This is a genomic window from Serratia sp. Je.1.23.a, assembly GCF_051129805.1.
Taxonomy (GTDB): domain Bacteria; phylum Pseudomonadota; class Gammaproteobacteria; order Enterobacterales; family Enterobacteriaceae; genus Serratia; species Serratia liquefaciens.
Genome location: NZ_JBCPSR010000015.1, coordinates 15,512 through 28,283 on the forward strand (window position 1 = coordinate 15,512; position 12,772 = coordinate 28,283).

The following is a 12,772-nucleotide window of genomic DNA, read 5'->3' on the forward strand; positions in this document are numbered from 1 at the left end:
AGATTCTCCTCAAGGTATACCAGCACACGATCCTGTTGATTAGCGAGAGAGCAACGTCTGGCCGGGGATAAAGCCGCTCAAATTATCCGCGTCATTGGCATAGGCCGTGGCCAGATATGCCGCGCTGCCCGCCGCGACCGCCGATTGAGCCAACAATTGTGGTAATGAGGTTTTATCAAGAATTTTCAGTATCTTTTTCGCCGGCGCTCGCCCTGCCTGAATTTTGGCCATCTCATCGCTGGTTTGCGCCCTCAGTTCCAGCGTCGCCGTCGCGCGCAACGGTTTCGCATTGCGATCGAAAAGGGTGTAAGCGATAGCCAAATGGGTTAAGCGCCCTGAAAAATAACCGTGCCCATGCCAACTCATACTGCCCCAGTTGACACGCAGGAAGGGCGGTTCACCCTTGTCACCAACGGTGAAACAGAGCCGCCGTAAAGTGCTCAGTTGTTGGTCCACCGGTTGCCCGCCTTGCGGCCCTCGGCTATCCAGAACCAACGTCAGGCTCAGCGTCGGTGGTTGAACCTGTTGGTACCAGCTCACCTCATGGTACTGGTTCACCCCCGCAGCTGTTTTATAGTCCGCTTGGTAATCCAGACTCACCGATTCCGGGTTGTACATGGCAGGAAACGTACCAATATGCTTTTCCTGGTTGTCGCCCTGATAAGCGTCCAACGTCAACTTCGCCAAACCACGCTCTAGCAATCCCATCATTCTCTCTCCCGTTGTTCATGCAACACGTCCAGCACGCGTCGACTTATGAGCTCGACCCAGCGCGCCAGCTCGACATCTGCAACGTCGGGGGTCACACGGTTCTGACGACCAGACGGTGTATCATCAACAACCCGCGCTTCAATCACCAACTCCCGGATTTCCAGCATCATCAGAGCCTCCCCATCCAGTGCATTTCATGATACGCAAGCTCCAGCGTCTCAATCAGTACGGTATTCCCCGTGGCATCCAAATCTCCCGTATTCCATTTGACCGGCAGCGCATCCGTGAGGGTCCAACTGCACAATGGGCGGGACTGACCGTCTAATAACAGGATCACCACATTCAGGTAGGTGCCGACAAATTGCCCCAGCGCTAATTCAAACAGCGCAGACAACGGTGTCACCGTCGCCAACCCACGCTCCAGTACCAACGTGCCATGCGTCACACGCTCTGCCAGATTGACCGCCCCCAGGTTGTCTCCGCCTTCGCGCAATTGCAGGGTTTGTAACTCACGGCCCAAGCCAGAGACACGTGCAAACCGCGCATCCATTGGACTGGGGATCCCTTTAATGAAAAATTTTGCCAAAAATCGGTGCGACAAAGCCGGGGGTGGCATTCCGAATGTTTTCATGATGTTTCACTCCCCCGCACCTGCGCGTGACCCGTGAGTAATTCCAATTTCACCTCAATAAATTCGGCTGCATGCAATACTGCAACTTCGATCTGAACAACCGACCGACCGGCGTCAATGTCGTCCGCCGTCATGCTCTCATGCAGGCCGATTCGAACAGAAAAGGCATCCGTCTCATCCGTCCCGGCTAATCCCCCTTCTAGCCAGAGTCGCCGTAACCAGGCACGGCACAGTCCTCGAAGCTGAAACCAGGTGATTTCGTTATTCGGTTCGAACACGGCAAAACGGCAAATTTGTTTCAGATTCGCTTCAATCCAAGTCACGGTTCGGCGGACCTGGACATAGCGAAAGGGCGTCCCATGGGATAATGTGCGGCAGCCCCAAATACGGGTCCCACGCCCCACAAAACTACGGATCGCATTGATTGATACGTTATCGACATCAAACCATCTATGGGTGCGGGTCTCGTCAAACTCCGGCTTGATCACATGATGCAGCAGCTCGTTCGCCGGCGCTTTCCATACTCCCTCCGTCACGTCACTCCGAGCATAGACGCCCAGAACCGCCCCACAGGGAGGCAGCACCAGAGTTTTCCTATCTTTTAAAAGGTAATCCGTCTCCAGATGGGGACCATAGAGCGCCACTCGCATCGCCTCACTCCCCAAGTCCTGCGTTTGACGCAATTGCGTAATGCACGCGCTGGCGATCTCCGCCCTTCTGGGGGCATCCAGCACAAAAAACAGATCGGGCCGGTTAATACAAGCAGTTAACAAACTCCATTGAGTGATAAATGTCGCCGCAACAGTCACCGTCACCGATGGATCCATCGGTTCCTTAGGTTCCATCGGGGCCAGCCCCCTTTCCAACCATTCGGCCAATTGTGGTACTGCCACCAAAGTGACTGTCGGCTCTTGCAACAACGGCACACTGACCTTGCACCACCATTCCCTTGTTAGTTCCGCCTCAGGGGAAAGCGGTTCGCCCATGAGGACAAAGCACTCACCGCCCCCATTGTCGAAATAATGCCGCACCGTTTCCTGCAGACACGTGCCCTCCTTTTCTCTGAGGCAATCAGGCCGCTGATCCCATGTGGCGACAGGCAGCAACGTTGCCGGCATTGTCGACGCATTGTCCCATCCAATGAATACTGGTACCGCACTCGGCTGCTCTCCGCCCCATTCACGGTCCGCCGTCACCGACTGTTTCAACCGGATACCTGGCTCCAACCACTCCTCTCTTTCCACCACGTTGCCTCCTCCTGTACGCCAAACACCCTCAGCGGGCCCCAACGTCTTGAGTCAGTTGCAGTACGATAAACTCCGCCGGACGAACCGCAGCCACCCCGATTTTTACAATCATTTTGCCGTGGTCGATATCAACCTGGCTCATTGTGGCCCCCAATCCTATCTGCACGTAGTACGCCTGTTCTGGTGTATCCCCCTGCAGCGCCCCCTTACGCCACAGTGCATTGAGATAGTGATCCACCGCACTGCGCACCAGTTCCCAGGTCATCGCGCTGTTCGGTTCAAACACAACGCTGCGCAGCGCCTCACGGACATCACGCTCGACGGTATTGAACAAACGGCGAACCGAGATATAACGCCAGTCCGTCTTTTCAGGCGGGAGCATGGTCCGGGCACCCCATGCCAGAATGCCCTTCCCCCGAAACGCGCGGATTGCATTGATGCCAGCCTTGACCAACTTGTCATTCATCGCATCGTCAAGTCCCACGGTGGCGATAGACGGCCATTTTGTAAGTGAGTCAGATTTATCCTTACTCACCCCCTGAGCCACCAGGGATGTCACGCCAAAGACACCTACGTTGGCGGGGGCTTTCCACACCCCTCGCTCACGGTCAACACGGGCATAAACCCCCGCCACCGCCACGCTAGCGCGTAATACCACTGGCGCACTATTCTTTGCCACGTTTGGGAGTTCATCCTTAAGCGTTTGCATAATCAGCGGAACAAGCGGCTCCAACAGTGACGGTGTTGGTTTCGGCTCTTCTTTAGCTTTGCCGTCTTCTTTAATTTTGGCTTCTTTAGCCTTGGCGTCCGCTTCAGCAATGGCCTCCTGAAGAATATCTAAGGGAACCTCGGCATTCTCTTTGAGCGCCTTAAAGTTAATGCCTCGCGTTGTAGGAAGTTCGTGTAAAAGTGCGAGTTGTTCTTGCAAGAATCCCTTGACGCTCACCAGATGTGGGTAAGCTAATTCATCGTTATCAGCGCCAATGATATAGTCGTTATAGTCCCGCACGTACTCGGTCTGCAGAGCCGGGAAATAACTGGCCACCTGCGAACTCGCCTCCAACTCGGGAACCTGAAAAGTCCACTGTGAGGGCGCGTTGTACTCCCCCTCAGGCCAGGCATCCGTCAGCAAAAAGCGCCCGACATTCCCAAACGGCGAACCTCCCGCACCCAATAACGAGCCCAGAGTGGTATAAACGGCCTTATCAATGTCGGGGCCACCATATTCGCACCAGCACAACAACGTTACCTCGGGGCACTGCTCGATGGCAGTAACGATTTGCGCCAGCGTGTCCTTCTGCTTGCGTTTTTCGCTGTCAATCGCAAGCACGTAACAGGGGCCACCGCCGTTCTCGAAGTACAAGCGGAGACTGTGCGATCCCATATAGGACACATCCCTGACGCGAGCACTCTCAGCTTGGGAAAGGTCGACCACAAGCCGATCCGAAGGCGCATACTGGCGGGTAAACTCCAGCCAGCTGTCGATCCGAATGCAGGCCGGGGCTTTGGCTGACGTATCGGAGCGTTCTTTTGGGTTAAAGACGCCCACAAAGAGCGGCACCGCCGTTTCGCCACTGTGAATACTTAGAGAAAGCCCGCCGACTTCCTCTGCATACACTCCCGGTACTTTATACACGTCACTCATGACTCACCCTCGTGCTAGTCATCTGTCATGGCGCCCGAGGGAGCCATCATTCCGCCTGTCAGGCCGGTACCTTCTGCATCAGTTGCAGCACGATAAACTCCGCCGGCCGTACTGCCGCCAACCCGACTTTTATGATCATCTTCCCAGAATTGATGTCATCCTGGGTCATCGTGCTCCCGAGCCCAATCAGCACGAAATAGGCCTGTTCCGGCGACTCCCCCTGCAATGCCCCTTGTTGCCATAAGCTGTGCACGTAGCTTTCCACCGCACCACGCACCCGTTCCCAGGTCTGTGCGCTGTTGGGTTCGAACAGGGCCTGGCTCATCGCCGTGCGAATATCTCTCTCTGCGGCATCAAACAGACGACGTACAGGCACATATCGCCAAGTATCCTTGTCTGCCGCTAATGTGCGCGCCCCCCAAATCAACGGGCCGGTACCACGAAATGCGCGGATAACGTTGATAGCTTTCCCACCGTTCGCCGGTACGTTGCACTCCCCGTTCACAGCATCCGAGATTTTACATTTGGGCATCGCCCCGATGATTGCGACGTTCGCCGGTGCCTTCCACACCCCACGCTCACGGTCGACCTGCGCATACACACCGGCCACAGCACCACTGGGCGGGATGTCTACCTCAGGATGCGGCTTATCCTTCGGCTCATCGGGCAACGCCTCCTTCGGCGCCGTCAGCCAGGGGTAATACACCGCAGCATGGGGCGTTGAGGGGTACTCTGTTACATCTTTATCTGTACTCACCTCCCCTGTTTTAAGTTCATTTTTCGGGCCATCAAACAGGGCAAACAACGACTTTCCGGTAACGCACAAGGGAGCCACTTTCTCTTTGAAAGTTGTAAGCGACGTCCCGGCCTGAACTAACAATGTCGCATCGTCCAATATCGGCACGAGCGCATCAAACGCGGCGACAGGGGCAACATAACAATGGCCACCGCCATTGAGGAAATACAGTTTCAGTGACAGATAGAGCTTATCCTCGAATATTGCATCGGCGTCCTTACCTTTCAGACGCTCACTCACGTCCAACCATGACGCAAATTCTGTTACTTTATCTTTCTCAACCCATGAGGTCTTTTCACCATCAAACGCAAAAACGGGCACTGCCGTTTGACCTGTCTGGATAGATAATGACAAGCCAAAGGGTTCTTCCACATACACGCCGGGTACCTTGTAATCCGCCATAATATTTTCCTTTCAATTCATGGGAGACATCGCATGCCTGAATGCACACTCAGTGAAATTTCACCGCCAAGCGGTCTGCAGCTAACGTGAGTTCTTCAAATGCCACTTCATTACTCGTTGCATCGAGGCTCGGTCCCGTCCACTTGGTGGGAAACGCATTCATGACATTCCATGTCACCAACAGCACCGACCCTGTCTCATTGGTCAAACTGATGGACAGATCCTTTTTCTCCACACGGTTGAAAGAAATCGAATTAAACCATTCGTAAAGCTGGCTTTTTTTGGGGACAACCCCACGTTTTAACGTAATTGTTAAGGGTTCAATTTGGCCGGGCATCTGAAACAAACCGCCCGTACCATCCTTATACGTCACCAATTGAACAGACTGATCGAGCCCTGATACCGTACTGAAGCTCATCTGTTCTTTACCCACCGAGACCACAAAACGATAGGTTGGGATAGGGTACGTATTCGCAATGGTTTTTTCTTCAACTGACATCGTCTTCTCCTTCACATCGTCACATGCTGCACATAAATCGCGCAGCGGTTCACCAATTGTTTAGCCGTCACTATCTACCCCGGCATTCATTGGTATTCATGGATCATTTAACGGCCCTGACATCTCACGTTAAAACAGAGTATTCACATCCGCTCGCCCTTGAGTTTCCAATACAACTCCCTGTCATTTCTCACCATCAACTTTTTCATGGCATTGCGTTTATGACTACTGATTGTCTTTACACTTCGCTTGCTCTGCTGGGCTATTTCAGTCACAGTCCGGCCATTAATCCATTCGTTTAAAACAAAGGCTTCCAGTGCGCTGATATTTTTATAATGAGATGGCACACGAGGAGTGCAGTGATGACCTTTTTTGTGAGCAGATATTGCTTGCCTTACTTTTTTCATCATGCTCACAGGGTGTTCAGCACGATGTATGAATGGCATATGTCGTCTTAATCGTTCTGACCCTTCACCAAAAATGACGAAGCACCCGCCGTACAGCATATTTACATGCTCTACCACTTTCCATATACGTGCTTCACGGACAAGATAAATGTCGATCAATATCGCATCATATTTTTCCGCTTCACATTGGAATAAATCTTCGAGCCGCGCCGCCACGGTTAGAACATGTATCCCTATCGAATTGAGCATCGACGTCAATCCAAGCACACCCAAGGGCGAGTCTCCAACAATAGAGACGTTAAATTGATGTTTATTTTCTTCCATGGCGACTCTCTTAAATTCAATTAACGTCTACACGCCACATAAAACTCTCACTTATGAAATTAATCAATGGACAGGACATAGCCAACAACAGAGAACACAACCAACCAGAACACGAGACAAAACGAAAAGACGCACAGCCATGTCGCTCTTCGGGTCAAATGTCGACTTAGGTAAAAAAGCACACTTGTCCCCTTATATAATAAAATACAGATAGCGCCCAGCATTGCCACACGCTCCCATTACGCACTCACAATGAAAGGGAGCAACAATACAGTGACACACAGAAAACCAAATCATATTCAAACACACAACATGTTCATTGAACGCAGAGGACAATGCCTCCTTTTTAACCCGAGATTGAAATCGCAATGCGACACAACAACAATTATTAGCAATGCAATAAATACAATTGCAATTGTATATGCATTAAAAATGCTCATGCAAAACCATCAAGGAAATGCAGCAGTTCGCGAAAAGTAGATAGATTTACTTGCATAAAAAAAACAAGATACAGCCCTCCGACAGCCCCCAGGATAAAGGCAAGGATACTGATGCAAGTGCTTACTCTCGCCACTTGCAAGCCAAGAAAAAAATGTTTTTTTTCCAGTGGTTAGCAAAATAATTCATGTAAAACCTTCCAGGTTGCATGTTTTTTTTGCATTGAACGGCATACAATTCCAGCATCAAATACGCCGTGAGACCATGGCTACCGCACGAGACATTTTGATACAAAATGTCTCGCATCATGATATTCGAATAACCCTTTGATATTTCTTTGAAAATATAATTTACATGAGGGGGTGTGAAATTTTTGTTCGTTGTTTGTGGTTTGTTTGTGGTTTGTTTATGTGTGTTTTGAGAGTTATCTACTATCTTTTGTCAAAAGCCTAATTGTTGGCGAGCTGTAACAGGTTATTACTTGTGTTATGTGCTCCCTTTTTGGCCAGCCACACCCTCCCGAGACATTTTGTATCAAAATGTCCCTATCTGTATCAAAAAGCATCAATTGTAAGGCAGGGTCAAGCCTCCCAAAGCTTGAGGAAACGTGCTGAATTACTGGCAGTATAAGTCACGGTATGCTGGATGTTACGGTGCCCCAGGTAGTCTTGGATAAGTCGGGTGTCGATACCTTGGTCGGCGAGGGCGTACCCGCAGGAGTGTCTCAACATATGAGGATGGACTTTAACCCCAATTTCCGCTTGCACTCCTAAATCGGTAATCAAGCTATATACTCTTTTTCTTGAAATTCGCCCCCCCTTTCTAGACAAAAAAAGCCACTCACTGTCCGCACCGCTGAAATAATTCCTTAACCCCAACCACCTCACCAATATATCGACCTCCCGTTGCCTTAATGGGTGTATAGTGGAGAATCCATTTTTCAGCCTAAAAACACAAATGGTCTTTTCTTGCAAATCGATATCTGACAATCTTAAAGAACAAAGCTCACTGACCCTCAACCCATGGATAAATGACAAATACAGCATACAATAATCACGCACGCCATAGACACCTTGCATACTTACCGACAATAACTTCTCCACTTCATTATTTGTTAAATACTTCCTTTTTTGCATTGAAAAACCCTTGAGTCATGAGTGAATTAAAATTAAACCACCCCACTCCCTAGGATGAACATCAAGATGCGAATATTTCATGATAATGTGAGTATGTTTACAACAAAATACAACCATTCAAAAACGCACAATCCATTGAACACTACTATCCCACAACAATAACCTTTTTGATAGAAATCAAAATAAAAAATCCGTGATCACCCACTCAGAAACAAGGTATTTTCACCACCCAAGAAAAACATCTATCAACATGTAAAAAGACAATCATTCTGCAAGAAAAATCAAGCCTTTTACTTCCAAACGATCATCTCTATGCGGCACTAAATACCCCTAAATTTTCAGTTGCATCGCGAAGACAGTTTTTCACACAACAAAGATGAAAAGCCAACTCAGCCCTAAAGGTGACCCACACACATACACACCCGCATAACAACCACAACAAAAACAACAAGTTGCGAATAAGAAGAATCTCAATTTTCACACCACCATTGAAATCCCAATAATGCTCATCTAATTTCACGCCTGTCAAATTACAAATAAATCAAACTGTGACCATTCAAAAAGGATATTTTTAAATGCAACAATTGATAATCATCATATTCCTCCTGACCTTTATTAATCTTTTTTTATATATAGGTACATTTTGGATGTAAGCATCCAAGCTTTCATTCGTGCATTCAAAATGAAAACACCTCGCCTTCACAAAAAAATAAAACACATTGATAGCTACCGTTATTGCCTGTACCTAAAGTTACCACCTCTGTGGCGTGACAGTGTCTAAAGACGAGTTCATCAGTGACATGGAAGTGATTATCAAATGACTGAGCCAGTGGCAGATCAGCAGGGGCAGGGGCAGGGGCAAATGTAAGCATCCCTGCAAAACGGCCCATTCACTTTTAGAGATCTTCCGACATACTGACTATGTCCTCTGAGGAGATCGCTATGCGCAAGATCCGATTCACTGAACACCAGATCATCGCCGTTCTGAAGTCCGTTGAAGTCGGGCGAACTGTCAAAGATGTCTGCCTGATATCAAAAAGATAAAAGATCTTGAAGACGAGAATCGTCGCCTGAAGCAGATGTTTGCCGACCTGAGTCTGGAAAATCGCGCGTTAAAAAACGTCATTGAAAAAAAACTTTAAAACCAGCGATAAAGCGTGAGCTCGTCAGCTATCTGACCGCGCAGTTTACGATGAGCATACGCCAGGCATGCAGGACGTTATCGCTGAGCAGGACGGTGTTTCGCCACGCGACGTGATGAACCGGTGATCCAGAGGCTGACTGAAGCGGCTGAACGCTATCCCCGCTACGGCTTTAAGAAGCTTTTTCAGGTGCTTCGCAGGCAGGGCCACGTCTGGAGCCACAAGCGGGTACACCGGATTTACTGCCTGCTGAAACTGAATTTTCGGCGTAAGGGTAAACAACGTTTGCCGGTGCGTAACCCGGCTCCGCTGGCCACGCCGGAAGCGCTCAATCAGAGCTGGTCCATCGATTTTATGCACGACGCCCTGACATGTGGCCGACGTTTTCGGACCTTCAACGTCGTGGATGATTTTAACCGCGAGGCTCTGGCGATAGGGATTGACCTGAATATTCCGGCGCAGCGGCTTGTACGGGTGCTGGACAGGATTGTGGTAAACCGTGGCTATCCGCTGAAGATGCGGATGGACAACGGGCCAGAGCTGATCTCACTGGCTCTGGCGCAATGGGCTGAGGAGCACGGTGTGTTGCTGGACTTTATTAAGCCGGGTAAGCCGACACTGAATGCCTTTATCGAACGGATCAACCGGACGTACCGGACAGAAATCCTGGATTTTTATCTGTTAAGAACCCTGAATGAAGCACGGGAAATTACGGAGCGCTGGCTGACTGAATATAACAGCGAACGGCCTCATGAATCCCTGAATAATCTGACGCCGGAAGAATATCGGCTGATGGCTGAAAACCCGGAAATCTCAAAAAAGTGCCTGGAACTAAAACCGGTATGCTTACAATTGAGCCCGCAACATCAGTTTGTGAGTCAAAACTACAGCAATAATATAATGACTGCATTGGTCCGCCATCGAGGCCTCGAACCCCGCACCTACAACTAAAATGATTGTTGCTCTTCCTGATGAGCTAATGGCGGTTTCATTTCACTCAATTATAGCATCCATGAAATTGAAAAAAATTCGTGTATTCTTTGTAACAACAGTGAACACTCATCGTGAGCTGGTCTGTTACGCAGCCGAACGGGGGCTGTCGCATAAAAGAAAGCAGACAGCCGGAAATCCGGGGCTGGCTGCATTTTGTTACCTAATGACACCTGAATACGACAAAAACCTATCACTTAGTGACGATTATTGCGTCGATCCGGCGGTTTTTTTCTCTTCCTTCCGCGGTATCATTTGAAGCCACTGGATTTTCCTGACCATAACCTTCAAGCTGCAGCTGCACGCCATTTACCCCCATGTCGATTAACGCATTGCGTACTGAATAGGCTCTTTGTTGCGATAATTTCAGATTTTCTTCGGGGGTGCCGGTATTATCGGTATACCCACCCAGTTTTAAGGTAACTTTAGGATAAGCAATAAGAATATCAGCGATATTCTTAAGTTGTTTGTGAGAGTCAGATTTCAGGATTGCACTACCGCTCTCGAAATTAAGGCGATCAAAGGATAACCATACCTTTTTTTCGATGGTGTAGGCGGGGTCTTCAATTGCAGTAAGTAACTTATTTTCAAAACCAAACCGGGAAATTTTTAATTCGACGCCATCAGGCAGTAACTTTTGGAAGGAATTCCCCAGAGGGGACGGGACCCCGCTGGTGCTGTCCGTTATATTACGGACCGTGTCCTGCCTATTACCATGTAGATTATCGCTGATGTTGTTCAGTGCAGTGGTGTCAACACGTGGGGTATGGAAGACCCAGGCAAGCAGAGCGGCCAGCAACAGTGCGAGACATGCTAGAATCGGCTTGAAGAGTGATTTACGTTGGGTAACTTCGTTTCCTGTTTTTTCCCCAGCATCACTGACCTGTTGAACGACACCGTTCAGATCATCAATACCGAGAACAGAACCGAAGCTTGCCGGCGTTGCACTGATGATATTGTTTGCATGGTTGTCTAAGAATGACAGGAATGATGCTGATGACAGACCATTCTCGGTAATTTTTTTACTGAGAACCCCCATGACCACTGGCGCGGCTACCGAGATCAATGTGCTGGCAGAGCTACCTTTAATGCCAGCAAAGTTGGTTAATAAAGAGGTTATGTTCTGGATTTTATCACCGAGAGCAGTTTTTAAAAATTGCTCACCGGCATTGGCGAGTTCCTTATTTTCGGCTAATGATCTAACTAAACTCGTAGAAGTCGCTGTTATGGTATCCAGCCCCGGAGTGAATTTTAACAAATTAAAGATATGCTCCAATGCATCGGGAGCCTGAGATTTTTTCAGGATACTCCCTAATAGTACCGGGAAAAAACCACCAAAAGCGGTTGAGATATCTTCTGATGATTCCCCTGTAGTGCTAGCCACATCGGATAGCAACTGAGGAGAGAGGGTATCCTTTAGTAATTCAATAATATTACTCATGTTTACTCCAATGTTGATTTTTATTCAAATAGTAAATAACAAGACTTGCTTGCCTGCCTGATGAGATATGTAGAATTTGTTGAATATATTTTACAAAACCGAAGATACCATTACCCTAGACATAGTTAAGTTGCTAACCAATAAAAACACGTTCAAATTAAGAACATTTTCTGTACCCATCTTTTCAATTCTGTCGAAAAGATAAAAATGATGTAATCCTCTCAGCGCAAGTGGGCCTGAACATAACAACGCTCTTATCGTATTAGCCGCGAGAAGTTATTTTCATGATACTCCCATGTAAATTAATACATATATGAATTAACGCTAACGTTATTAGCATTCAACTCTAGTGACTTCACGAGAGTCAAATAGAACAAACAGCAGAATAGTCCCATTGACTATCCATGACTTTTTTCATATTAACGGGAGTGGCTGGAGTGTCCATGGTCTCTGGGACGGATAAATTGAACCGTACCGGGTTTCTTGGAAACTAAACTCTCAGTGAAAGGAGACCTAAAATGAAATAACAATCCGCCAGACGTTATCCCCCTGAACGGCGTGAGCTCGCTGTCAGGATGTTGTTGGAACACCGTGATGAGTATGACTCTGAGCCGGATGCCATTCGTGCCATCTCGTCAAAAATCGGGTGCCATTACGACACACTACGAACTTGGTTGCGTCAGCATAAAAAAGATGTCCGTGGTAGTGACTGCCCAATCATCACTGATGATGGCCGACTGAGCACCATATAATGAAAACCATCCGCACAGTGTGCTGGAGTACAACTCCCCAAGGGAATATCGGAGCCAGCGGGCATCGTTAACTTATGGACTGACTGTAGTGGTCAAGTAATATTGGCCACGGTTTTACAGTAAAAACGGTATCTGTTCTCTGATTCTTCCGGCGTCAGTCCACCGTTGTAATGGTGAGGCCTGACACTATTGTAGTAGTTCAATATATAAT

10 protein-coding genes and 1 pseudogene are annotated in these 12,772 nt (G+C 48.5%); 1 reads left to right on the forward strand and 10 read right to left on the reverse strand.

Features of this window, described 5'->3' with window-relative positions; genetic code table 11:
* Positions 1 to 39: 39 nt before the first annotated feature.
* The 9 genes from AAZT04_RS25720 to AAZT04_RS25760 form a co-directional block, all read right to left on the reverse strand.
* On the reverse strand, positions 40 to 711 hold the full coding sequence (locus AAZT04_RS25720) for a hypothetical protein (RefSeq protein WP_434682322.1): 672 nt from the start codon (positions 709 to 711) through the stop codon (positions 40 to 42).
* Positions 708 to 881: a DUF5908 family protein gene (locus AAZT04_RS25725; RefSeq protein ID WP_165367064.1), complete on the reverse strand. Its 174-nt coding sequence runs from the start codon at positions 879 to 881 to the stop codon at positions 708 to 710. Before AAZT04_RS25725 ends, AAZT04_RS25720 begins: the two co-directional genes overlap by 4 nt.
* Complete coding sequence (locus AAZT04_RS25730; RefSeq protein ID WP_129984148.1) at positions 881 to 1,342, reverse strand: phage tail protein; 462 nt, start codon at positions 1,340 to 1,342, stop codon at positions 881 to 883. Before AAZT04_RS25730 ends, AAZT04_RS25725 begins: the two co-directional genes overlap by 1 nt.
* Positions 1,339 to 2,589 (reverse strand): phage tail sheath family protein, encoded by a 1,251-nt coding sequence (locus AAZT04_RS25735; RefSeq protein WP_129984149.1) that lies wholly within the window; start codon positions 2,587 to 2,589, stop codon positions 1,339 to 1,341. Before AAZT04_RS25735 ends, AAZT04_RS25730 begins: the two co-directional genes overlap by 4 nt.
* Positions 2,590 to 2,617: 28 nt before the next feature.
* Complete coding sequence (locus tag AAZT04_RS25740; protein WP_242498921.1) at positions 2,618 to 4,234, reverse strand: phage tail sheath family protein; 1,617 nt, start codon at positions 4,232 to 4,234, stop codon at positions 2,618 to 2,620.
* Between the two features lie 58 nt (positions 4,235 to 4,292).
* A complete protein-coding gene (locus AAZT04_RS25745; protein ID WP_129984150.1) occupies positions 4,293 to 5,432 on the reverse strand; it encodes a phage tail sheath family protein in 1,140 nt (379 codons plus the stop codon).
* A 49-nt stretch (positions 5,433 to 5,481) separates the two neighbouring features.
* Positions 5,482 to 5,931, reverse strand: coding sequence for a phage tail protein (locus tag AAZT04_RS25750; RefSeq protein WP_129984151.1), 450 nt, complete (start codon positions 5,929 to 5,931; stop codon positions 5,482 to 5,484).
* Positions 5,932 to 6,074: 143 nt separating this feature from the next.
* Positions 6,075 to 6,662: a LuxR C-terminal-related transcriptional regulator gene (locus AAZT04_RS25755; protein WP_129984152.1), complete on the reverse strand. Its 588-nt coding sequence runs from the start codon at positions 6,660 to 6,662 to the stop codon at positions 6,075 to 6,077.
* Positions 6,663 to 7,681: 1,019 nt separating this feature from the next.
* On the reverse strand, positions 7,682 to 8,236 hold the full coding sequence (locus tag AAZT04_RS25760) for a tyrosine-type DNA invertase (RefSeq protein ID WP_434682323.1): 555 nt from the start codon (positions 8,234 to 8,236) through the stop codon (positions 7,682 to 7,684).
* A 942-nt stretch (positions 8,237 to 9,178) separates the two neighbouring features.
* Here AAZT04_RS25760 and AAZT04_RS25765 point away from each other — a divergent pair.
* Positions 9,179 to 10,213 (forward strand): annotated as a pseudogene (locus tag AAZT04_RS25765) (IS3 family transposase).
* Positions 10,214 to 10,561: 348 nt separating this feature from the next.
* Here AAZT04_RS25765 and AAZT04_RS25770 read toward each other — a convergent pair.
* Entirely contained in the window at positions 10,562 to 11,809 is a 1,248-nt protein-coding gene (locus tag AAZT04_RS25770) for an OmpA family protein (protein ID WP_129984085.1), read from the reverse strand.
* Positions 11,810 to 12,772: the final 963 nt, after the last annotated feature.

Bases quoted from the DNA above. Each gene is read 5' to 3' on its own strand.
- AAZT04_RS25720 (WP_434682322.1), bottom strand. From the start codon at position 711: ATGATGGGATTGCTAGAGCGTGGTTTGGCGAAGTTGACGTTGGACGCT.
- AAZT04_RS25725 (WP_165367064.1), bottom strand. From the start codon at position 881: ATGATGCTGGAAATCCGGGAGTTGGTGATTGAAGCGCGGGTTGTTGAT.
- AAZT04_RS25730 (WP_129984148.1), bottom strand. From the start codon at position 1,342: ATGAAAACATTCGGAATGCCACCCCCGGCTTTGTCGCACCGATTTTTG.
- AAZT04_RS25740 (WP_242498921.1), bottom strand. From the start codon at position 4,234: ATGAGTGACGTGTATAAAGTACCGGGAGTGTATGCAGAGGAAGTCGGC.
- AAZT04_RS25745 (WP_129984150.1), bottom strand. From the start codon at position 5,432: ATGGCGGATTACAAGGTACCCGGCGTGTATGTGGAAGAACCCTTTGGC.
- AAZT04_RS25750 (WP_129984151.1), bottom strand. From the start codon at position 5,931: ATGTCAGTTGAAGAAAAAACCATTGCGAATACGTACCCTATCCCAACC.
- AAZT04_RS25755 (WP_129984152.1), bottom strand. From the start codon at position 6,662: ATGGAAGAAAATAAACATCAATTTAACGTCTCTATTGTTGGAGACTCG.
- AAZT04_RS25760 (WP_434682323.1), bottom strand. From the start codon at position 8,236: ATGCAAAAAAGGAAGTATTTAACAAATAATGAAGTGGAGAAGTTATTG.
- AAZT04_RS25770 (WP_129984085.1), bottom strand. From the start codon at position 11,809: ATGAGTAATATTATTGAATTACTAAAGGATACCCTCTCTCCTCAGTTG.